Here is a 20,732-nt window from a genome sequence, read left to right on the forward strand (position 1 = left end):
TTCATGTCGCGACCCTCCCTCAAAACCGCGCTTGCGCGTTGCCGGCCCGGCGAGGTCCTGGCGGCAACCGCGGACGGCCGCGAGCTGGTGGTGGCGCGCGGTCACAGCGGCGGGCTCGCGGTTTTTGAAGACCGCTGCCCCCACCAATACGCGCCGTTATCGGAAGGCTACATCGACCAAGACAATCTTGTATGCCCGCGGCACAATTGGGAATTTAGGCTGGCAGACGGGGTGATTGTCGTGCCAACGGCGCGCGCTGGCTGCCCCGGCCTGGTCCCCTTGCCGGCCGGTGACGACGGTTTGCTTGACCCCACCGCGAGATCTCGTTAGCTTGCCAAGAGCGCGAGCAATCTTGCGCGCATATGGGACTTGCCGCGGCACATAACGCCAACACGCGACCGGACGCCACGCTGGTTGCGGTAGGCGGCGCGCAGTTGCCCGAGGTGTGCGAGGTTTTGCGATCGCGCGGCCTACCCTGCGATGCGCATGAATCGCTGCTCGCGCTGCAGCGCGCCGCCCGCGATGGCGCCATCATTGCGTACTATTGCGATCGCGAGGCGAGCCAGGTGGGCGGCCTGGTTGCGCTCGCCGCGGCCGCCCAATCGGCGGGCAGCCAGCTCATTGTTTGCGTGCCTCGCCTGGCACCGTCTGAAAAGAGCAGCGACCGCCTCTCTGATCGCGCGCTCGAGCGGATCGCAGGCGCGTCGTTTTTGTGGTCGCTTGGCGCTGTGGTCTGCGACGACCCCGATGTGTGGACCGAGGTCATCGCGCTGTGCGCCTGGCATGGCATGCCGCAAGGCGCGGCGGTGGCGCTGGTCGCCGCCCCCGGCAGCTGGATGGAGCGCGTCGCCGCCACGGTCGTGGCGGACCTAGAGCTTGCAGGCCGACGGCAACAACTGCAGCTCATGCCGACGCGCGGCGCCGGGCCCGCCCAGCTCGTGCTCATCGACGCCAACGACGACGGCGCGCCGGCGACCCGCAGCGCAACCAACGCGATGGTTGTGCCCGTCGCGGTGTTGCCAAGTGCAGCCGACGCCGCCCCGCGGGCGCTGCGTGGCGTGCGCAATGCCATGCTGGCGGCCATGTGCTGCGGCCAAGCCGCAGAGCGGCGTCGCTCACGCGCACAAGCTGTGCCGCCCGCCGTCGACGAGGTTCGCTTTGCCCGCGCACGCATGGCGCTGGCTGACCGGCAGGCCAAGCTCGGCGATCACGAGACGAAGGTCTTTCTCGCCGCATTTGGCGTCGCGGTCACGCGCCAGGCAATCGCCTCCACGCCCTCGGCCGCCTTGCGCATTGCCAAGACCATCGGCTATCCGGTTGAGATGAAGCGATGGGGCGCCGACGCCTTGCCCGAAAGCAAAGGCGCCGTTGTCGAAAGCGGCATTGTTTCTGCCGCCGATGTCCGCCGCGCCTTTCTGTCCGTGATGAAGGCGGGCGAGGCCGAGGCGGCCGCCGTCGTCCGCGCCAGCGTGCCGGTCGGGCGCAACGCGCGCCTGCGCTTCTTGCAACTCGGCCAGCTCGGCTGGTCCATGGTGCTCGACCCTGGCGCGGGACGCGCACCCGAAATCGTGCCGATTCCGCTCTCACCCAAGGACGCGGAGCACTTGGCGAACTTGGTCACGACGACGCGAGCCGGCGAGGCTGCGCTCGACCGAGATGGCTTTGCCGACATCATGCTGCGCGCGTCGCATCTCGCGTTCCAACTCGGCAACGAAATCACCGAACTCGTGCTCGACCGCGTGGTCGTCGCGAGCTCGCCTGCGGCCTCCGTCGTCGCCGACGCGTATATCTTGCGCGCGGGCGCGACGTTTCCACGGTGAACGGCAGGTGGGCGCACGTGTCTTCCTGCTCGCAGATAGTGTGGGTGGACCGGCAGGTGGGCGCACGTGTCTTCCTGCTCGCAGATAGCGGCCCTCCGGGGTAGTGCGAGACGGCTGTGGTATCCACAGCCCTTGGTGCTAGCCCCACCGCCCTGCAATCTATGCTCGCGGAAGAAACGTGCGCCACCTGCCGGTAGTCTGGCGCGTCGTGAGCAGCGCAACGAGGTGGCTTACCGGGGACGCCCCCTATGCCATCATGGATAGCGCGTGCGCGCGGAGGGCCGCTGCATTGGTGCGCTCGGCCGGCGCCTCCCAGGTCCAGGCAAGCAAGGCTTGCAAGGTTTGTCCGACCCAGACGCCCGCGGGGCGCTGGGCCAGTGCCATCAAGTCGGCGCCGTCGAGAGGCAGCTCCTTGGTCGACAACGCCAGCCCCGCATCAAGGCCTGCTTGCATGGTGCCATGGGCCGTACGCGTCCGCGGCAGGGACGCGCCCATCGCGCGAAGCGCGCGCATCAGCGCCGCAACATGCGGCCGCCCTGCGCGTGCCAAACACGACGCCGCGGCCAGGCCCTCGCTCACCGACTCGCTTTCGACGAGGCCGCGCGCCACCGCCGCGAGCGCCTGGCGCTCGGCGATGGAACAGCGCCACCGCATGGCCAGGGCAATGGCGGCGGCGTGCGCGCGATCAGGATCGCCGGCAGATGCCGACGCGATCAAGATGGCGAGGCGTTCGATGGCATCGAGCCGCATGGCGGCCTCGCTCGCATCCAAGACTGGGGCCAGCGCCGCCACGTTCGCAAGCGCCCATTCGGGGGCAACTTGTTGCGCGATGCCGCGCCTCGCCATCAGCTGCAGCATCGGCGCCACCGCGGGGGCCGCGAGCAGCTTCCACATCTCGCTCTTGATACGCTCGCCCGCGACCTTCGCCAATGATGGCAACGCCTCGCTCAGCGCCGCCTCCGTCGCCGGCTCGATCGAAAAATGCAGCGTCGCGGCGAAGCGAACGACCCGCATCACGCGCAGGCCATCTTCCGCCAGGCGCGCCACCGGGTCGCCAACGGCGCGGATCACCTTGCGCTCAATATCGAGGATGCCGTCAAATGGATCGATGAGCGTCTGCGTCGCAGGATCAAACGCGATCGCGTTAACGGTGATATCGCGGCGTGCCAGATCCTCGCGCAACGGCACGCCAAACGTCACCGAGCTCGGCCTGCGCGCATCGAGGTAGACGCCCTCGCCGCGAAAGGTCGTCACCTCGACGCACCGCCGCTTGGGCCCCGCGAGCACCGTCACCGTGCCGTGTTCAAGGCCGGTGGCGATCGTGCGCGGGAACAGCCGCTGCACCGTCGCCGGCGCGGCGTCCGTTGCAACATCCCAATCCGCAGCCAGCCGGCCCATGAGCGCATCGCGCACCGCTCCGCCAACCACGACCGCGGCGTGGCCCGCCTGCGTGAGCGTGGCGCAAACGCCCGCCACATCGGCGGGGAGCTGCCCAGCGAGCTGCGCCGCCAGCGTTGTCGTCATGGAGCCCTACGTACAGGCAAAACCGCTACATGTCGATAACGACGACGCCGCGCTCGGATTCTTCGGCAGGCTTGGCTGGGGGTGGCATGTGCTCACGCGACGACGGGGCGTCGACGGGCAGTTCGATCCGGGCGGATTCGTCGCGACGTTGTTCGCGCTCGCGACGAAGAATCTCTTCGATAATCCATGGATCTAACATTGGTCACCCGCCTTTCTCGTTACGTTGCGACGTCGTTTCTGGGCCGTATGAATGCCTCACGGCAACCTACTGCAAGTCTTACGCCTACCCTGCTTGAACCCATACCTTCATACTAACGCATGGTAACTACAAAAGCTCCTATCCTTTTGGCGAGACGTTGTGGGCTGTGCGATCCACACTTGCTGGTGACAATTGTCGTCACATCGCGCCCGTGCGCGCCGCATTGTGCCGTGTTTGAGCCTCAGGGCGCGGCCCGCCTACATCCCCGCCAATGGCAGTCTCTTGCGCCTATTGTATGTCGCGTAGACACCACCGGCCGTCGGCTTCGCGAACCAGCCTCACCGTCCCGGCAAGCCCGAGCGACAACGTCGCCTCTGCGCCGTCCACGGCGACGCCCTCGATGGGGGCCGTCTCGAGCAGCTCCACGAGTGTATCCATTTGGTTTTTCTGTTCGCCCGTAAATTGTGCTTTCACCGTCTCGACCGACATGGCATCGCGATACGGCAACGGCACCAGCCGCAGCATGACGTCCCATTTTGAAAAACGATACGCACGCGCGAAGGCTCTCACCGCGGCATGCGGCGTGCTTTGGTCGTAGAGCTGGCTTGGGTCGTGGGCGAGGCGCCATTGGCCCTGCTCGACGATGAGTTCGATCGATTCACCCACGCCATAACGAAACGTCGCGCGTTCGGCGGTCGAAAACGACCCGCCTAGTTCTTTGACCGTCGCCGCGACGTCGGTGGGTGAGGCCTTCATCAGCTCGACAAATTCGTTCTCGCTGACGCGGGCGCGATACTCGGCTGACATCATATCGTAGGCGACGGAAAACTTGCCGCGTTCGAGGGCACGGCGGTATGAGGCGATGGCCCCGCCAGGGCCACCCTGCCGCGCGCCGCAACCACCATGGAGGGCACAGGCAACCATGAGCATGCCGCATAGCTGCAGTTGTAAAAACTTGTTCATGTCGTGGCTCCCTCCATATGCGTGACAAAGCGCCCCGTCGACCTCATCATGGCGACCGCGGCAAATATGATCGCGACCAGCGGCAGCATCAGCGCCGTCGAAAGCCGATACGAATCGGCCAGCAACCCGACCGAGTAAATGCCAAGGCTGGTCCCGACCGCATGCATGAAAAAGATTACGAGGCCCTGCGCCGTTGCCGCCATGCCGGGCGGTGCCAAATCGTCGATCGTCGCCGCCATCGGGCCGTGATACCAAGAAATGAAAAACATGTTTAGCAGGCAGGCGGGGATAAACGTGACATCCGGGCCGCGTAGCGCGAGATACGAGCAAGGCACGGTGAGCGCCATCGACATCGCCATCGCATAGAGACGCCCGGCGATGCGCGTGCGGCGCCAGCGGTCGGAGACCGCGCCGCCGATCAGGATGCCCACCACCCCGACCGCGATCGAGGCGCCAAAAGGTTCCTCGCGGCATCGTTCGAGAAACCGCGCTCGTGGAGCAAATACTGGAGCAACCACTTGTTATAGGCCCCGGCGCCAAACGCCATCAGCGTGGCGCTGACGACGAGGCGCCTCAAGGCGCCATTTCGGCCGACCTCGGCCATGGCGCCGATGAGCTGCGTTAGGCTGGAACCCACGCGCGTCGCGGCGTGTTGCGCGTCGCCACGAAAAGCCGGCACGTCGAGGGTGGTCAGCAGCAGCGTGACCACCAGCCCCAGGCCGCCAATGGCGACCAGATGCCACGGATACGGCAGGGTTGTGCCGAGCCCAAACGCCGCCACCGCGCCAAACAACAGGCCCAGACTAAACGTCGCGAGCATGCGCGCCTTGCCGCGCCCGTCCAGCGCGCCGCGCGACATCGCGAGCTCGCCGAGGATTGAGTTGGCGACCGGCACCACCGCCGCGGTCGACATGCCACCGATCACGCGCGTAGCCAGCAGCAACCACGGCGACGGCGCGATCGCGCCCAGCGCCAAGGCAAGGCTGGCGAGGGCGACGGCCCACACCAGCAAGCGCGTGCGGTGCACGCGATCGCCGAGCCACCCCATGACGGGCGTGGCCAAGGCGTGGGCAAAAATAAACGCCGCGTCGAGGATGCCGAGGAATTGATTGCTCAGCGCATATTTTTCTACGAGCGCATCGTGCACCGGCGCGAGCGCGTTGCGACTGGCATAGCTGATGAGGTTGGCCACGGCCAAGCCGGCGACGATCCAGCCGCCGGTCAACTTCACGGCGAGGGCTCCGGCGCATCGTCACCTGGGGCCAACGCCGCGGGCGCCGGGGTGACCTCGATGCGCTCGATTTTATACCGAGCCTCGCCGCCACCAAGCGTGGTCTCGCCGCGGCGCTTGACGGGGCGCACGGCGAAGCTAGCCGCACGCCCCGCGGCCAATGGCAAGCGCTCGCTTACGCCAAGCGCGCCCGCATTGGCCGTGCGCAACACCTTACCGCCGGCGGTTTCTTCCAAGGCAACATCCATGAACTCGCTGGGCACGACGACAACTTCAATCGCCGAAAGTTGCGCCTCTACTTCGAACACGTCGACGTCGCCTTGATCGAGCCAGCCCAAGACACCTTGCTCGCTCAGCCGCGTCGCCGTCTCGGCGCGATCATTGGGCTCGGACTCCGCCGGGGCATCGGCACCGACATCGGGCTCGGCGTAGCGGGCGAAAAATTGCACCTCGTAGCTGGTCAGCGGATTGGCCGGCGAGCCAGAGATGCGCAACCACGCCGCGCCTGCGGCCACCGGCAGCCCGCGCAGAAAAAATGGGCCCGTCGTCTTGGCCCGTCGCGACATCAACGGCTCGGCAACTTCGTCGGCGCCGAGCACCTCCACGGTCAAGGTGACCCCGGGCACGCCCATAACCTGCACATCGATTACGTTGTCGACGCTAAGGCCCTCGGTCGCCAGCTGCCAGACATCGCGATCGCCACGCCAGCCGACAAAGCCTTTTTTGCTTTCCGCAAGCGCGAGCGGACTTGCTTGCGGGGCGGTTTCGTTGGGCTCGCGTTCGTCCTCTAGCGCAACCGCCGCGTCGGCGATCGCAAGGGTGTACTTGGCCTGCCCGGGGTCGCGCGACGCGGGAGTTGCCGGCGCCGCGTCTTTAGCGCCCTTGCGCGGGCGCGCCGCCTTTTTGACAAATTCGGTGACGGTGATGGCGTAGCGCCCCGGCTCGAGTCGTAGGTTGGGCACGCCTTCGACCGTGCCGGCGGGGCCAGTATCGGCAATCGCCAACACGGTGCCGCTGGTGTCCGAAATTTCGAGCACGAGATCCGCATCCGCAAGCGCGCTCAGCGTCACCGCGATCACGCGCGGGCGGTCGATGGCGAGGGCAAAAATATCGCGATCACTTGCCGCACTCATCGCGTCGTGCGCCTGCTCGCCCACCGCCAGCGGCGTCGCCGCCTCCCACGTGTCGTTGGGCTCGCGCGCGCGCACCTCGACCAGGGGCATCGCCTCGGCCGAGGCCGCCACTTGCACCGCCGGCACGTCGGCGCGTGGGCGTTCTCGCGGCGCCCGCTCGGAGCAAGCCGCAAGCCCAACGAAGCAACACATCGCAAGCCGCATCAGCTCGCCTGCAACTTGTTCTTGTTAACCGCGCCGGCCAACATCACCGCCTGCGACACCACCGCGTCGTCCACGAAGCAGGTGCCTTTAAACTTGAAGATGCGCCCCTTGCGCAGCGGCTCGACCACGATGCGCAGCTGATCGCCGGGCACCACCGGCTTGCGGAACTTCACCTCATCCATCGCCATTAAGACGACGGCGTCGACCTGAGGATCAAAGGCGGCAATGCAGGCGCCAAACAGCGCGCCGGCCTGGGCCATGGCTTCAAGCTGCAGCACGCCGGGGAACACCGGCAAGCCGGGGAAATGGCCTTGGAACACCGGCTCGCCGAAACTTACGTTTTTGATCGCCACCAACCGCGTCTCGTTGGCCTCGATCACACGATCGATCAACAAAAACGGGAAGCGGTGCGGCAAGATGTCCAGCACCGCTTTGGGCGAATCAACCAACGTAGCCGCGGAAATGGTCACCGCGGCATTACAGCACAACCCAAGGGCCCGCGAATGAACAATTCGATCGAATCGCGTGGTTGAGGCGCCCGGAGCGCAAGGCGCGACGAGGGAGCGTACCCGTAGGTACGTGACCGAGGAGCAACGATGCGATCCGGGAGGGATCCGCCACGAGCGCGATTGAATTGTTTATTCGCGGGCCCTATGCGGCTATTTCATGCGGGCGTTGACCTTGTCGGTCAGATCGACGCTTTTATCGGCAAATATGACCGCGCTGCGGTCGACCACTAAGGTGACGCCTTCGGCTTGCGCGACCTCTTCAATAATCGGGCTGGCCTTCTTGAGGATGTCCGTAATCAGCTTCTGTCGGTCTCCAGCGAGCTCGCGCTCCAGCTTGACGTAGAGTTCCTGCAGCTCGACAAATTTCTTCTCGAGCTCGCCTCGTTTGGCCGCCTCGACGTCGGGCTTAAGGACCGCCTTCTGTTTGTCGAGATCGGCGCCCATGCGCTGCAGCTCTTTTTGTTTCTTGTCGAGCTCGGTTTGTTTGGCCAGGCGCCCCTTCTCAAAGGCCGTGCTCGCGCGTTTGCCGGCCGGCGTCTCTTGCAGCGTGCGATCGAGATCGATCACGGCAACCTTCATGCCGCCACTTGCAGCCACCGCCCCGCGTGCAAAATCGATAAAAAATGGGCTCAGCAGCACCGCGGCGCCGAGCAAGATTACGTTCGATGTCTTGGTCATAATGCGAGCTTCTCCAAGTAATTACAGGAAGTTACCAATCGTGAATTCAAACAAGATGGGGCGTTCAGACGGTTGACGATCGAGCGGGATGCCCCATTCAAATCGAAGTGGCCCAATCGGCGACTGCCAGCGAAAGCCAAAGCCTGCTGACGTCCGAATACCATCGATTAGTGACTTTGGCATCGAAAAACACGGGTCGAACTTAATCGAAGTCCCGTTGCTGTCGCCAGATAGCCCCGAGCAGTACCGGTCCTCGAGGTTGTAGGCGTTGCCGGCATCGAAAAACACCACGCCGGAAACGCCGAGCTGCTTAAGCAGCGGAAACTCGATTTCGCTGTTCCAGATCATCTGGAGATTGCCGCCAAGTGAGATCTCCCCCAGCCCCTGGCCTGGGTCGCCTGGCCGACTAGTGCGCAATCGGGGCCCAAGCTCGCGCAGGCCAAATCCGCGGATGTCGTTGATGCCGCCCACGAGGTAGCGCTCGGTAATTGGCACCCCGAGCGGATCGCGGCTTGTGGTGACGCCGACCTCGGCATTGAGCTTGAGCACAAAGGGGCCGCCAAGCCGGCGGTAATAGCGCGAGAATCCGCCATAGCGCACGAAGACGTTGTCCGAGAGCAGGACCTTTTCGGCGACCTCGACAAAAATGTTGTGATACCAGCCCTTGCTCGGAAATAGCCGGTTGTTGCGCGAGTCCCACGAAAAGGCCGCGCGCAACGACGAGGTAAAGCCGCCGCGATACAGATTCGCAACGGTCGAGCTTTCGACGGGCGCGCGCGAGGCGCCAAAGCTTGTAAAGCCGCTGCCGCCGGTCGTCACCGAGACGTCTTCGGCGCGCCAGGTGAGGAACGTGCGCGCTTCATACGAAAGCGGGTAGCCAAGCGTCAAGCTGCCACCGAGCGCGTTGCGGGCAAATGAGCCAAAGCCCCGGCTTTGGTTGTATAGATCGACGCCAAGCGTCCACTGGCTATCGAGAAAATAAGGGTCCTGGAAGCGGCCGTACAAGATTTGGCGCTGCCCGGAAACCTGGGCTTGAATCTGCCACGCTTGGCCCCGCCCCATCATGTTGTTGTCGGCGATTTGCGCTTGCAGGATGAAGGCCTCGTCAGACGAGAAGCCAGCGCCAATCTGGAACGTCCCGGTCGAGCGTTCGGCGACCTCGACGTCGAGGACGATGAACTCGTCGTTGGAGCCTTTGGAGGTCGAAATCTGCACGCGCTCGTCCTCGAAGTAGCCCAGCGCCTGAATGCGCCGCCGGCTAATGTCTTGCTTGGTGGCGCTGTAGAGGTCGCCTTCGGAGAGGGTCATCTCGCGCCGAATCACCTTGTCGCGCGTCTTGGAGTTGCCGCGGATGTTGATGCGCTCGACGAACACCTTCTTGCCACGCTCGATGTCGTACGAAAGCTTGACGAGGCGCTTCTTGGGGTCGGTTTCGATGTTGGGGTTGACGTTGGCGTAGGCATAGCCTTGGTCCATGTAGTAGGCGGCGACGCGCTCGCGGTCCGCGGCGAGCACCGCGCGGGAGAACTGCGCGCCGACCTTGGCGCCGATGCGCTTGTGGTGCTCGGCCACATCGCCAAGCAGCTCGCCGGAGAACTTGATCTCGCCAAACGAGTAGATTGGCCCCTCGTTGATGGGGATGGCGACGTACATGTAACGCTTGTCGCGCGATAGCCGCAGCTGCGGCTCGCCGACGGCGACCTCGGCGTAGCCCTTGTCCCAGTAGTGCGCCTGAATAATTTGCAAGTCGCGCGACAGCGCGCTCTCGTCATAAACGCCGGGCGGCGGCGGCGCGTCTGGATCCGCGCTGGCCTTTTTGCCAAACAAGGCGGCCATCACCGTCGGGCGCCGCGTCGCGATAATGCCGCGCAGCTCGGCGTCGGGCACCGCGTTGTTGCCGATGAATAACACCTCGCGCACTTCGACGCGCGTCTGTTCGGTGATTTCGAAATAGACGTCGACCTCGGCGTCGTTGACCGCCTTGGTCGCATAGCTAACGCTCGACAGATAAAACCCGCTGCGACGATACAGCGCGGCGATGCGATCGCGATTGGTCTTGACCGCCGCGACGTCGAGGATGGTGTCGAGCTTGAGATCGATCACTTCGTTGATAGCCTCGAGCCCCACCCCCGAATTGCCGGAGATAAAAACCTTGTGGATGAGCGGGCGTTCGCGCACCTCGTACGTCAGCACCAGGCTGTCGCCGACCAGCTCCGCCGAGACGCTGACGTCGGCAAACTGCCCCATGCGCCAGATGGCGCGAATGTCCTCGCGCAGCTTGGCGAGCTCAAGCGGCTTACCTTTTTCGCTGATCAGCGTCGCGGCGATCGCGTCGGACTCGATGATGCGATTGCCGGCAAATTCAATGCGCTCGATGCACTTGCCCGCGAGCGACACCATGCCGCTGCCTACGTCGGGCGCCGCGGGCGGCGCGGCGTCGGCTGGCGTCTCAGGCGTTGGTTGCGCCGCGGCGGTAGGCACCATGAAATACGCCGCAAACGTCAGCGCGCCGGCGCGCATAAGGCGCCGCAAATTAAGCTTCACGACAGATCACCTTCTGCGCTGGGGGGCGCGTCTTCTCTTAGCTGGCCGCCTTCGGTCATCCGCAGGCAGCGCGGCATCATCCTCGCAAGTTCAACATTGTGGGTCACCACCAGCAAGGTCGAGCCAACCTCGCGATTGAGCTCGACAAACAAATCGCGAATCTCGTGGCCGGTACGCGGATCGAGATTGCCGGTGGGTTCATCCGCGAGCACCAGGGGCGGCTTCATGACGAGCGCCCGCGCGATCGCGACGCGCTGTTGTTCGCCACCCGAGAGTTCGCCAGGCTTGTGGCCGAGGCGATGCGCCAGGCCAACGCGGGCGAGAAGCGCGGTCGCGCTTGCGCTGGCCTCGGGCCTGGTCAGCCCGGCGATGAGGCATGGCATCATGACGTTTTCGAGCGCCGTGAATTCCGGCAGCAATGATGGAACTGGAAGACAAAGCCAATGTTGCGGTTGCGAAATTGCGCGAGGGCGGCTTTCGACAACCGGCTGACGTCACGGCCGTTAAATAAAATTGAACCGGTGGTGGGAAGATCCAGCGTGCCCAGCACCTGCAAAAATGTCGACTTGCCCACGCCCGACGAACCGACGATCGAGGCCATCTCGCCGGCGGCCAAGGATAGATTCACGTCCCAAAGAATCGGCAGCAGACGCCCGTGATGTTGGTAACTTTTTCCAAGATTCACGATATCGAGCGTCGCCCCGCTGCCACCGATGCCGGGGGGCGGTGCCGGCGGCGTTTGCGGCGCGGTGGGCGGAAGGTCTGTCGAGCCGAGGGTCACGGGTTTTTCCAAAAGAGTCGGCAACTTACTTGTGAGGTATGATGCTGTCAACGCGATTGGACTCGCCGCTCCGGCCATCCGTTGCCCCGGTCAAAGTAAATCGCGTTCACCAGGCGGATCTCGCCGCGCGGTTTAGAAGCGCTTGAGGCCGGTGGCCGGATTGTTTTGTGTCGTCAGCCACACCGGGTAGAGCGTGGCTGCCATGCTGATGAGCAGCCCGGCAACAAACACCAGCGCGACCGACGCATAGTCAACGTGCACCGGCATAAAATCCATGTAGTAAACTTCGCTCGAAATACGTGGCTTAAGCACCGCGATATCGCGACAGGTCCATAGCCCAATCGCGACGCCGACGCCCGCGCCGAGCAAGCCGATAATAAGCCCTTGCGTTAGAAAGACCCGCACGATGCTGGTATCGGTGGCGCCGACCGCCTTGAGGAGTGAAATCTCGCGCGCCTTCTGCACGACCACCATGTAGAGGTTGCCGACGATGGCAAAGCCCGCCACCAGCATGATGAGGCCGACGATGAGAAACATGCCGATCTTCTCGACCTTGAGCGCCGAGAAAAGACTCTTGTTGATCTCTTGGTAGGATTGCACGCGGAAGCCGGGACCTAGCTGGCCTGCCAATTTTTTGGCCACCGCGGGGACGTCTTCTAAGCGTTCGACGCGGACCTCAAAGCCATCGATTTGGTCGTCTAAATCGAGAAACGACTGCAGCGCCTCCAGCGTGACGTAGACCAACTGGTAGTCGTATTCGTAGTAGCCCGAGTGAAAGACGCCGGCGACGCGGAAATCGCGATTAAATGGGATGGGATTGCCGTTGGCGTCGGGATTGGCGGGGTCAGAAAGCGGCGACACCGCGGTGACCTCGCGGCCGGTATAAAGCGCGAGCGTGCGGGCCAGCTCTCGCCCAACTAGCATGCCCGGCAACATGTCGGCGCGGCGCAACGAGTCGGGATCCGCAACGAAACCGCCGCGATCTGCACCAGCGGCGGCCGCGGCGCGGTTTGCGGCATCGCCCGAGGTGGCGAACTCGTGGTCTTGCACGCGCAGGTCCAGTGGCGGCGGCTCAACCTCGGCCGTTGGTGACGCGGCGGCAGGCGGTGCCGCGTCAGCCGAAAAGTCCTTCGGCTCGATCTCCATGAGATCCGCCGGGGCCGGATCGACGGCCGCGCCCTGCGGTGTTGGTGCCTCGCTGGGGGCCAGCGGCACAACGTTGGGATCCTCGACTAGCGGCAGCATGCGGCCCAGCGCCTCGGGATCCTCGAGGCTGCGCGCGATCTGATTAACCTGCGCGACCTTGCGCGGCTCAATGCCGCGAAATAGCACGGCGATGAACTGACGGTTAGCGCCGACCACGCCTTCGGTCTCCAGATAGGCCATCGAAGCCGCCACGCCGGGGGTCTTGTCGATGGCGGCCTGCACGTCCTGCCAGCTGCGCAAGGGACCGTCATGCAGCGTGATGCGAATATGCGCGGTATTGCCTAGCACCTTGCTGCGCAGGTCAGCTTCAAACCCATTCATCACCGACATGATCAAGACGAGCGACATCGAGCCCAGCGTCAGGCCGCTCAGCGGCACCGCCGTCGAAAAGGTAAAATAGTAGCCGTAGGCCGCCACAGCTAGAAAAAAAAGAAAGCTAGCAGTTGCCGTCACGGCAACCCACGGCAGGACAAATCCGGGTTCCATGCCCGCCTCGAGCAGACGCTGCAGCCAAGCCTGGGGCAAGGCGAGCCCAAACTGGCCCGCGACGACCAAAGGCAAGGCGCCGAGCGCCAAGACCAGCCCGATCCACGCCAGGTAGCCCATTTTGCGCGGATTGGCCATCAGATAGCGCCACGCCACGAGTGACTGAAAACCGGCCATGCGCGGGCGTTGTACCAGAACGCGATGGCTTTGACAGACCGCGCCTAGATCATTCGGGGCGCATCAACGGAAACAAGATGACGTCGCGAATCGAGGCTTGATCAGTGAGCATCATCGCCAGGCGATCGATGCCGATGCCCTCGCCCGCCGTCGGCGGCATGCCGACCTCGAGCGCATTGCAGTAGTCGTGATCGTAGTCCATGGTCTCGCCGGCGCCGGCGGCCTTGGCCGCAATTTGCGCCGTAAAGCGCGCGCGTTGGTCGTCGGGGTCGTTGAGCTCGGAAAACCCGTTGGCGATTTCTTTGCCACAAACGAACAACTCGAAGCGATCGCAAAATGCCGGATCGGCCTCGTTGCGGCGCGCCAGGGGCGAAACCGCGAGCGGAAACTCGGTGAGAAACGTCGGCTGCACCAGGTGCGCTTCGGCCTTGGCCTCGAACACGAGGAACCCCAGGTGGCCGGCGACGACGCGCGCGTCTTCGGGCTCGGCGTAGCTGGCGACGATCTGCGCGACGATGCCGGGCCGTGCCGCGGCATCGGCAAAGCCCTTGATGGCGGTGACGAGCGCGGGGCGATGCGCCACCTCGGCGGGCAGCCGATGCATTAGCGCGTCGACCACGGCGCCAGCCGCGACGCCGCATGTTAGCGCGAGCTCGACGGCGCGGGCCGGGTCTTCAAAGAGCGCGGCGGCGTCGGCGGCGGCAAGCCCTGCATGCTGTGCCACCGCCTGGCGCACGGTGATGCGCGTCCACGGCCCCCCTAGCGCGATTGGCGTGCCCTCCCACACCAGGTCCGTCGTGCCACAAACGCTGCGCGCGAGGCCTGCCACGAGTTCCTCGGTGAGGTCCATCAAATCACCCACGTTGTGATACGCCCAGTAAAACTCGAGCATGGTGAACTCGGGGTTGTGCCGACGCGACAACCCTTCGTTGCGGAAGTTGCGATTGACCTCGTAGACACGGTCGAGCCCGCCCACCAGCAAACGCTTGAGATAGAGCTCAGGCGCGATGCGCATGTAAAGCTGCATGTCGAGCGCATTGTGATGAGTCTCAAACGGCCGCGCCGCGGCGCCGCCGACGATGGGATGCATCATCGGGGTCTCGACCTCGAGAAACCCCCGCGCATCAAAAAATTCGCGAATACCGCGCACGATGCGCGAGCGCTTGACGAAGACCTCGCGCACGTCGGGCGATACCGCCAGATCGACGTAGCGCTGGCGATAGCGCAGATCGATATCGGTTAGGCCATGCCACTTGTCTGGCAGGGGCCGCAGGGACTTGGTGACGACGTAGAGGCGCTCGGCGAGCACCGACATTTCGCCGCGCTTGGTCCAAAACACCGTGCCTTGCGCCGCGACAAAATCGCCGACATCGAGTTGCGGCAGAATTTGCTCAAAATCGCTCGCCGCGAGGTGCTCGACGCTGAGATACAGTTGGATGTCACCGGTAGCATCGCGAATCGGCGCAAACACCGTCTTGCCAAAGCCGCGGCGCGCGATGAGCCGCCCGGCGACGAGCACTTGCTTGCCATCGATGGGCGTGATGCCGTCGCTTTTTTTGGCGGCCGCGGCTTCGCCGGGTGCGGAGGGCGCCGGCGGCGCGGGCTTGCTGGTTTCGTAGGCCACGCGAACTTGGCCAATCGTATGCGTCGGGCGCAGGTCGTTGCGGTACGGCGCGCTGCCGAGTTCGGCCAGTTTGCGGCCCTTGATCCGACGCTCTTCGATGATGCGATCGAGCGTACTTTCGACGGGGCCGCCTGGGGCCTCGCCAGCGGTTTGTGGGTCGTGAGCCATGGGTGGCGGACTATACAGGCATGGCTTCGTTTTATGCTATCAACTCGCATGGCATGGACGAAATTTTGTCGGTTGCTGGTGCCGCTTGCGATCGCGCTGGTGGCCGTGGGTTGCCGTGATAAGGCCGCTACGACGCCCGCTGACAAGACCGCCGACCTGGAGCTCGATAGCAAGACCAACCTCTGCGACCTGGCGCGCAGCGACGGCCCCCTGGCGTGGTTTCACGATGAGTATGACACCGCGGCGGCATGTGCCCAAACCAAGGGGCTGCCGCTGGTCATCGATATGTGGGCACCCTGGTGCCACACGTGCCTGTCTATGCAAGCCACCGTCTTGCGCGACCCCGCGCTGGCGGCCTATGCCCAGCGCTTTGTTTGGCTGGCGCTCGACACCGATCGGCCGGGCAACGCCGCTGCGGTGGAGCTATTTTCACCCGCCGCGTGGCCGACGTTTTTTGTCGTCGACCCGCTGACCAATGCGATCCAGGCGCGCTTTGTCGGTTCGGCGAGCACGGGCCAATTCATTGCGTTTTTGCGCGAAGGCGAGACGGGCTTTGTTAGCAAGGCCGCGCTTGATCCGGCCTCGCCGTCGGGACTCCTGCGCGCGGCCGAGCAAGCGGCAAATCGGTCGGAATGGGAGGCTGCGCAAATCGCGCTAACCACCGCCCTGGCGACCGCGCCGGCGGACTGGCCACGTCGCCCTGATGCCATGGTGTCTCTGCTATCGACCATGCGTCGCGCCGGCAAGTGGGCCGACTGCCTCGCGTACGCAACCCAGCAGCTGCCTTATACCGGGTCGTCGGCGAGTGCGGCGGATTTTATCGCCGTGGGCAGGATGTGCGTCACCGGCCTGGGCAAGCGCGGGGCAAATGCCCCCGCGGTGACGGCGTTTCGGCAAGCCGCCATTGCGCGGCTGAGCGGGCTCATCAAGGCCGGCGCGGCCAACCGACTTATGACCATCGACGACGTCTCGGATGCGATGATGAATCTGCGTGGCCTGCTCGATGAGGACGGCCGCCACGAAGAGGCCGTTGCGCTCGCGCAGCAACAACGCAAGCTGCTCGACGATGCCGCCGACAAGGCGAGCGCGCCGAAGATCGCGATGACCTACAATTGGCCGCGCGCCGAGGCCTATCCGTATCTAGGCGTGCCGCGCGAACTAGTAGATGCGCTGACAAAAAGCATGGCCGACCCGCCAACCGAGTACGACCCACCCCATCGCCTGGCCTGGATCTACCTGCAAGCCAAGGACTATGCGCTGGCGCACCAATACGCCATGGCCGCCTACAAGCTAGGCTACGGCGTGCGCAAGACGCGCATCTCCAAGCTGCTCATCGACATTGCCACCGAGCAAGATGATGCCACCGCGCTGCGGCAGGCCCGCGAACTCCACCTGGCCGCGCTCACTGCCGCACCCGCGACCCAACAAGACGTCGCCCAAATCACCGAGATGCACCGCCTGCTGTCCGGCGTTGGCCAACGGCAGCCCTAGCGCTTTATCAGAAACGCATAATTCAAGTTCCAAAAGGGGCGGAGAACAGAACGCAGTGGGTGGAGGAAATTGTGGTGCACGCCTGCAGCGATGCCGAGGCGCATCCGTCTGGATGTAACGAGGCTCGCGAAGCCGTACACCGCAAGTTCCCCACGCAATGCGCTTCTGTTTAGGCTTTACCCTCGGAGGCGGCGAGCAAGTACGCGCGCACCAAGGCATCGAGCTCGCCATCGAGCACGCCATTGACGTTAGAGAGTTTTATGTCGGTGCGGTGGTCGGCGACCTGTTGATAGGGAAACAGCACGTAGGAGCGAATCTGCGAGCCCCACTCGATCTTGAGGCGTTCCTTGGCCGCCTCGGCGCTCTTGGCCTGCTGCTTGGCGAGCTCAAATTCGTACATCTTGGCGCGCAAGAGGCGAAAGGCCTGCGCCTTGTTCTTGTGCTGCGAGCGCTCGTTCTGACATTGCACGACGATGCCGGTGGGCAGGTGCGTGATGCGCACCGCGGAGTCCGTCTTGTTGACGTGTTGCCCGCCCGCGCCGCCGGCGCGATAGGTATCGATCCGCAGATCGCCTTCGTTGATTTCGATCTCGATGTCGTCGTCGACGTCGGGCGAAACCGAGACGGCCGCGAATGACGTCTGGCGGCGCGCGTTGGCGTCAAAGGGCGAGATGCGCACCAAGCGATGCACGCCGTTCTCGGCGCGGAGGTGGCCGTAGGCGTAGTCGCCGCCCACGAGAAACGTGACGCTCTTGATGCCAGCCTCTTCGCCGAGCTGCTCGTCGACGAGCTCGGTCGTCCAGCCCTTGCGCTCGCAATAGCGCAAGATCATGCGCACGAGCATTTGCGCCCAATCGCACGCCTCGACGCCGCCGGCCCCGGCCTGAACCTGCACCACGGCGCCACCCTGGTCCATCTCACCCGAGAGCATGCGGCGAAATTCCATCGCCTCTAGCGCGGCACGCACGCGCGCGATCGCGGCGGCCGCTTCATTCGCCGATTCGACGTCGCCGTCTTCCTCGGCCATCTGCAGGAACACCTGCGCGTCGGCGAGGCCGCGCACTTGCTCGTCATAGCCACCGACGAGCGTCTCTAGACCCTTTTTTTCCTTCAGCAGGGTCTGCGCCGCCTTGGGGTCATCCCAAAACGCGGGCTTGGCACATAGCGAATCTAGCTCTTCGATGCGGAGGCGTTTTTCGTCGAGGTCAAGGATACCTCCGGAGCTCATCGGTCTTGGCCGACAACTCCTTTAGGGCGGTTCGCACCGCGTTAACGTCAAAAGCTTCAAGGCCCATGGTGCGCGCCTTATATCACGGGCGTGCCCAGCGGGAGCGGCTTTCGGCTGCGCAACGTCACCAAATGCGCCTGGTCTTCAGACGCCGGCACGACGGGATAGTGCCCGGTGAAGCACGCGTCGCAAAACGCGGTCGGGGCCGCGCTCGGTGGCATCCTCGCCGCATCGACCGATTCCACGAGGCCCGCGTGCGAGAGATATAGGAGGGAGTCACAGGTGATGTAGCGCGCGATTTCGGCGGGGGTATGGGTCGCGGCCACGAGCTCGCTGCGGCTGGGCGTGTCGATGCCGTAGAAACAGGGATGCGTGGTGGGCGGCGCGGAGATGCGCAGGTGCACCTCGGTGGCGCCCGCCGCGCGCAGCATCTTGACGATCTTGCGCGAGGTGGTGCCGCGCACCAAGGAGTCGTCGACCACCACCACGCGCTTGCCATCGACCACCGCGCGCACGGTGCTGAGCTTTAGGCGTACCCCGAAGTGCCGGATCGACTCCTGCGGCTCGATGAACGTCCGCCCCACGTAGTGCGAACGAATGAGCCCCATGGCGAACGGGATGCCCGACACCCGGGCAAAGCCAATTGCCGCCGGCACCCCAGAGTCGGGCACCGGAATCACGACGTCGGCCTCGATCGGCGCCTCGGTGGCGAGGCGTTCACCCATCGCGATGCGCGCGGAATAAACCCCGGCGCCATCGATGACGCTGTCGGGCCGCGCGAAGTAGACGTACTCGAACACGCACGGTCGCCCTGACGCTGGCGCTAGCCTTCGGCTGGTAAGCCCCGTGTCGTCGATCACGAGGATTTCACCAGGCTCGACGTCGCGTACGTAATCGGCCTCAATCAGATCAAACGAGGAGGTCTCCGAGGAGACCACGTAACCCGATTTGAGCCGTCCCAGCGCCAGCGGGCGAAAACCTCGCGGATCGCGGGCGGCGATCAGCTGACCCCCGCGCGTCAGCATGGTGATTGAAAACGCGCCGGTAACCTTGCCCAGCGCGTCTTGCAGCCGACCGACGACATCCGCGGCGGGCGATTGCGCCATCAAATGAACGATCACCTCGGTGTCGCTCGACGTCTGAAAAATTGAGCCGTTGCGCTCGAGCTCGGCGCGCAGCGCCATCGCGTTGACCAAATTGCCGTTGTGCGCGATGGCCACCACGTCGCTCTTATATTCGATGAGAAACGGCTGCGCGTTGCGCAATTCAGAGGAGCCCGAGGTGGAATAGCGGACGTGGCCGATCGCGGCGCGGCCGACTAAGCGGTCGAGCGTGCTGCGGGTAAAGATGTCGGAAACCAGTCCCATCGCCGCATGGTGGCGCATGACCGGCGACGCCCCAGCCGGAGCCTCCAGCGCCACGATACCGGCGGATTCTTGACCGCGATGCTGCAGTGAATGCAGCCCCAGATACGTCAGGTTGGCGGCTTCGTCGTGACCAAATACTCCAAACACGCCGCACATGGCGTAGGGGTACCACATGCCTCCAAATGGCGCCACCTCCCCGCCGGCTGCAAGACTGCCGCGCGCGCATCGCCAAGGGCGCGCGCATGGCTTATTCGGTCGAAACTCGTGGGGGAGGCGCCCGGAGCGCGAGGCGCGACGAGGGAGCGTACCCGTAGGTACGAGACCGAGGAGCAACGACGCGATACGGGATGCATCCGCCGCGAGAGCGACCGGATAAATATGCGCGGGCCCCTGAGATCCGCGGCCCGTGTAAGCTAGGACCCGATGGCACGCGTGCTGTGGCGAGATGCTCAAGGCAAGGAAGGCACGGTCATCTTGACGCGGCTGGAGGTGCGCATTGGGCGCGCCGCTGATTGCGAAATCTGCACCGAAGATGGCATGGTCTCGCGCTATCACGCGCGCATCGTGCGCAAGGGCGCGGGCTACGTCGTCGAAGACCTCGGCTCGGCCAACGGCATTTTCTTTGACGAACGCCAAGTCAATTCTCACCACTTAAGCCATGGAGATGCCGTGCGCTGTGGCAGCCTGTGGATTCGCTTTGTCGAGGGTGAAGGGGCGCGCGAACCCGCCGCCAAATCACCGCCGGCGCGGGGCGTGCGCGGCACGATGGTGCTCGCGCCGCCGCAGGGTAGCGCTGCCCGCCGCGTCGACGCCGTCGTCAGGACCCTCGTCGGCCTCAGCGCCAGAAACTCTGCCAGAGCAGTCGCGCCCAGACGCGGCATCACCATCACCAGGCCACGGTGCGCCGGCTATTGGCGACGAGGCCGCGCAAGAGATACGGTTGCTGCGCCGCCGGGTGGAACAGCTGCAGCTCGAATTGCGCAATCTAAGGGCAAGCAAAATGAGCGCCGAACAGGCCCAGAGCCTGGGGGACCTTGAAGCCGAGCTTTTCGCGGTCACCAGCGATCGCGACGGGCTGCGCGAACAAATTGAACGCCTGCACGCGCAAGTCGATGAACGAGCTAAGGATGAAGCCATGCAGCGCGCCGCCTGGGTCATGCAAACCGCGGCCACGGCCAGCCTCCAGCTGCAGGACGTCTTGGCGAGCCTGCGGGTAGAACTCATGGCGGCGTCAGACGAGTTTGATCAGTACGCCGCTGAGTTGCCGCGCGCCTCTTATGAGCTGATACGACAGGCGCTGCGCGACGCTTCGGGTTTTGCCGAAGAGTCGCGGCAGCTGGTGCGCACGCTGGCCAGCGTCGATGACGCCAGCGACGCCGACACGTAGACCAATTGCGCC

The 20,732-nt window shown here is 64.5% G+C and carries 18 protein-coding genes and 1 pseudogene; 5 read left to right on the forward strand and 14 right to left on the reverse strand.

Annotation, left to right across the window (positions count from 1 at the left end; genetic code table 11):
- Nucleotides 1-3 precede the first annotated feature (3 nt).
- Together IPL79_04825 and IPL79_04830 are read left to right on the forward strand one after the other, a co-directional pair.
- Nucleotides 4-330, forward strand: coding sequence for a Rieske (2Fe-2S) protein (locus IPL79_04825; protein MBK9070312.1), 327 nt, complete (start codon nucleotides 4-6; stop codon nucleotides 328-330).
- Between the two features lie 32 nt (nucleotides 331-362).
- Nucleotides 363-1,820: an acetate--CoA ligase family protein gene (locus IPL79_04830; protein ID MBK9070313.1), complete on the forward strand. Its 1,458-nt coding sequence runs from the start codon at nucleotides 363-365 to the stop codon at nucleotides 1,818-1,820.
- 246 nt (nucleotides 1,821-2,066) lie between these two features.
- Here IPL79_04830 and IPL79_04835 read toward each other — a convergent pair whose 3' ends face one another.
- From IPL79_04835 to IPL79_04890, 12 genes and pseudogenes are all read right to left on the reverse strand, one after another.
- On the reverse strand, nucleotides 2,067-3,344 hold the full coding sequence (locus IPL79_04835) for a tRNA cytidylyltransferase (protein MBK9070314.1): 1,278 nt from the start codon (nucleotides 3,342-3,344) through the stop codon (nucleotides 2,067-2,069).
- A gap of 25 nt (nucleotides 3,345-3,369) precedes the next feature.
- Nucleotides 3,370-3,543, reverse strand: a complete 174-nt coding sequence (locus IPL79_04840) for a hypothetical protein (GenBank protein MBK9070315.1) — start codon at nucleotides 3,541-3,543, stop codon at nucleotides 3,370-3,372.
- A 288-nt stretch (nucleotides 3,544-3,831) separates the two neighbouring features.
- Complete coding sequence (locus IPL79_04845; protein MBK9070316.1) at nucleotides 3,832-4,506, reverse strand: hypothetical protein; 675 nt, start codon at nucleotides 4,504-4,506, stop codon at nucleotides 3,832-3,834.
- The gene (locus tag IPL79_04850; protein ID MBK9070317.1) at nucleotides 4,503-4,937 is read right to left on the reverse strand and encodes a hypothetical protein; all 435 of its coding nucleotides are present in this window, start codon (nucleotides 4,935-4,937) and stop codon (nucleotides 4,503-4,505) included. Before IPL79_04850 ends, IPL79_04845 begins: the two co-directional genes overlap by 4 nt.
- On the reverse strand, nucleotides 4,925-5,737 hold the full coding sequence (locus tag IPL79_04855; protein ID MBK9070318.1) for an MFS transporter: 813 nt from the start codon (nucleotides 5,735-5,737) through the stop codon (nucleotides 4,925-4,927). Before IPL79_04855 ends, IPL79_04850 begins: the two co-directional genes overlap by 13 nt.
- A complete protein-coding gene (locus tag IPL79_04860; protein ID MBK9070319.1) occupies nucleotides 5,734-7,074 on the reverse strand; it encodes a hypothetical protein in 1,341 nt (446 codons plus the stop codon). The genes IPL79_04855 and IPL79_04860 overlap by 4 nt, the downstream gene beginning before the upstream one ends.
- Nucleotides 7,074-7,523 (reverse strand): 3-hydroxyacyl-ACP dehydratase FabZ, encoded by a 450-nt coding sequence (fabZ, locus tag IPL79_04865; GenBank protein MBK9070320.1) that lies wholly within the window; start codon nucleotides 7,521-7,523, stop codon nucleotides 7,074-7,076. The genes IPL79_04860 and fabZ overlap by 1 nt, the downstream gene beginning before the upstream one ends.
- A 210-nt stretch (nucleotides 7,524-7,733) precedes the next feature.
- Nucleotides 7,734-8,261: an OmpH family outer membrane protein gene (locus tag IPL79_04870; protein ID MBK9070321.1), complete on the reverse strand. Its 528-nt coding sequence runs from the start codon at nucleotides 8,259-8,261 to the stop codon at nucleotides 7,734-7,736.
- Between the two features lie 21 nt (nucleotides 8,262-8,282).
- Nucleotides 8,283-10,805, reverse strand: a complete 2,523-nt coding sequence (gene bamA / locus IPL79_04875; protein MBK9070322.1) for an outer membrane protein assembly factor BamA — start codon at nucleotides 10,803-10,805, stop codon at nucleotides 8,283-8,285.
- Nucleotides 10,802-11,664, reverse strand: a pseudogene (locus IPL79_04880) (ABC transporter ATP-binding protein). Before IPL79_04880 ends, bamA begins: the two are co-directional and overlap by 4 nt.
- 54 nt (nucleotides 11,665-11,718) lie before the next feature.
- The gene (locus IPL79_04885) at nucleotides 11,719-13,455 is read right to left on the reverse strand and encodes an ABC transporter permease (protein MBK9070323.1); all 1,737 of its coding nucleotides are present in this window, start codon (nucleotides 13,453-13,455) and stop codon (nucleotides 11,719-11,721) included.
- 49 nt (nucleotides 13,456-13,504) lie between these two features.
- Nucleotides 13,505-15,247, reverse strand: a complete 1,743-nt coding sequence (locus IPL79_04890) for a lysine--tRNA ligase (GenBank protein MBK9070324.1) — start codon at nucleotides 15,245-15,247, stop codon at nucleotides 13,505-13,507.
- A 48-nt stretch (nucleotides 15,248-15,295) separates the two neighbouring features.
- Between IPL79_04890 and IPL79_04895 the strand changes: the two genes are divergently transcribed.
- Complete coding sequence (locus IPL79_04895; protein ID MBK9070325.1) at nucleotides 15,296-16,738, forward strand: thioredoxin family protein; 1,443 nt, start codon at nucleotides 15,296-15,298, stop codon at nucleotides 16,736-16,738.
- A 169-nt stretch (nucleotides 16,739-16,907) separates the two neighbouring features.
- On the opposite strand, the gene prfB is transcribed toward IPL79_04895, so the two are convergent.
- Nucleotides 16,908-17,966 (reverse strand): peptide chain release factor 2, encoded by a 1,059-nt coding sequence (gene prfB / locus IPL79_04900; GenBank protein MBK9070326.1) that lies wholly within the window; start codon nucleotides 17,964-17,966, stop codon nucleotides 16,908-16,910.
- Between the two features lie 77 nt (nucleotides 17,967-18,043).
- Nucleotides 18,044-19,489: an amidophosphoribosyltransferase gene (locus tag IPL79_04905; protein MBK9070327.1), complete on the reverse strand. Its 1,446-nt coding sequence runs from the start codon at nucleotides 19,487-19,489 to the stop codon at nucleotides 18,044-18,046.
- A gap of 267 nt (nucleotides 19,490-19,756) precedes the next feature.
- On the opposite strand from IPL79_04905, the gene IPL79_04910 reads away from it, so the two are divergent.
- Together IPL79_04910 and IPL79_04915 are read left to right on the forward strand one after the other, a co-directional pair.
- The gene (locus tag IPL79_04910; GenBank protein MBK9070328.1) at nucleotides 19,757-20,371 is read left to right on the forward strand and encodes an FHA domain-containing protein; all 615 of its coding nucleotides are present in this window, start codon (nucleotides 19,757-19,759) and stop codon (nucleotides 20,369-20,371) included.
- A complete protein-coding gene (locus IPL79_04915; protein ID MBK9070329.1) occupies nucleotides 20,334-20,720 on the forward strand; it encodes a hypothetical protein in 387 nt (128 codons plus the stop codon). Before IPL79_04910 ends, IPL79_04915 begins: the two co-directional genes overlap by 38 nt.
- Nucleotides 20,721-20,732: the final 12 nt, after the last annotated feature.

It is taken from the genome of Myxococcales bacterium, assembly GCA_016716835.1.
Lineage (GTDB): Bacteria > Myxococcota_A > Polyangia > Haliangiales > Haliangiaceae > JADJUW01.

Coding starts and splice junctions, on each gene's coding strand:
- IPL79_04825 (MBK9070312.1), top strand. CDS start 4: ATGTCGCGACCCTCCCTCAAAACCGCGCTTGCGCGTTGCCGGCCCGGC.
- IPL79_04830 (MBK9070313.1), top strand. CDS start 363: ATGGGACTTGCCGCGGCACATAACGCCAACACGCGACCGGACGCCACG.
- IPL79_04835 (MBK9070314.1), bottom strand. CDS start 3,344: ATGACGACAACGCTGGCGGCGCAGCTCGCTGGGCAGCTCCCCGCCGAT.
- IPL79_04840 (MBK9070315.1), bottom strand. CDS start 3,543: ATGTTAGATCCATGGATTATCGAAGAGATTCTTCGTCGCGAGCGCGAA.
- IPL79_04845 (MBK9070316.1), bottom strand. CDS start 4,506: ATGAACAAGTTTTTACAACTGCAGCTATGCGGCATGCTCATGGTTGCC.
- IPL79_04860 (MBK9070319.1), bottom strand. CDS start 7,074: ATGCGGCTTGCGATGTGTTGCTTCGTTGGGCTTGCGGCTTGCTCCGAG.
- IPL79_04870 (MBK9070321.1), bottom strand. CDS start 8,261: ATGACCAAGACATCGAACGTAATCTTGCTCGGCGCCGCGGTGCTGCTG.
- IPL79_04885 (MBK9070323.1), bottom strand. CDS start 13,455: ATGGCCGGTTTTCAGTCACTCGTGGCGTGGCGCTATCTGATGGCCAAT.
- IPL79_04890 (MBK9070324.1), bottom strand. CDS start 15,247: ATGGCTCACGACCCACAAACCGCTGGCGAGGCCCCAGGCGGCCCCGTC.
- IPL79_04895 (MBK9070325.1), top strand. CDS start 15,296: ATGGCATGGACGAAATTTTGTCGGTTGCTGGTGCCGCTTGCGATCGCG.
- prfB (MBK9070326.1), bottom strand. CDS start 17,966: ATGAGCTCCGGAGGTATCCTTGACCTCGACGAAAAACGCCTCCGCATC.
- IPL79_04905 (MBK9070327.1), bottom strand. CDS start 19,489: ATGTGCGGCGTGTTTGGAGTATTTGGTCACGACGAAGCCGCCAACCTG.
- IPL79_04910 (MBK9070328.1), top strand. CDS start 19,757: ATGGCACGCGTGCTGTGGCGAGATGCTCAAGGCAAGGAAGGCACGGTC.
- IPL79_04915 (MBK9070329.1), top strand. CDS start 20,334: ATGAGCGCCGAACAGGCCCAGAGCCTGGGGGACCTTGAAGCCGAGCTT.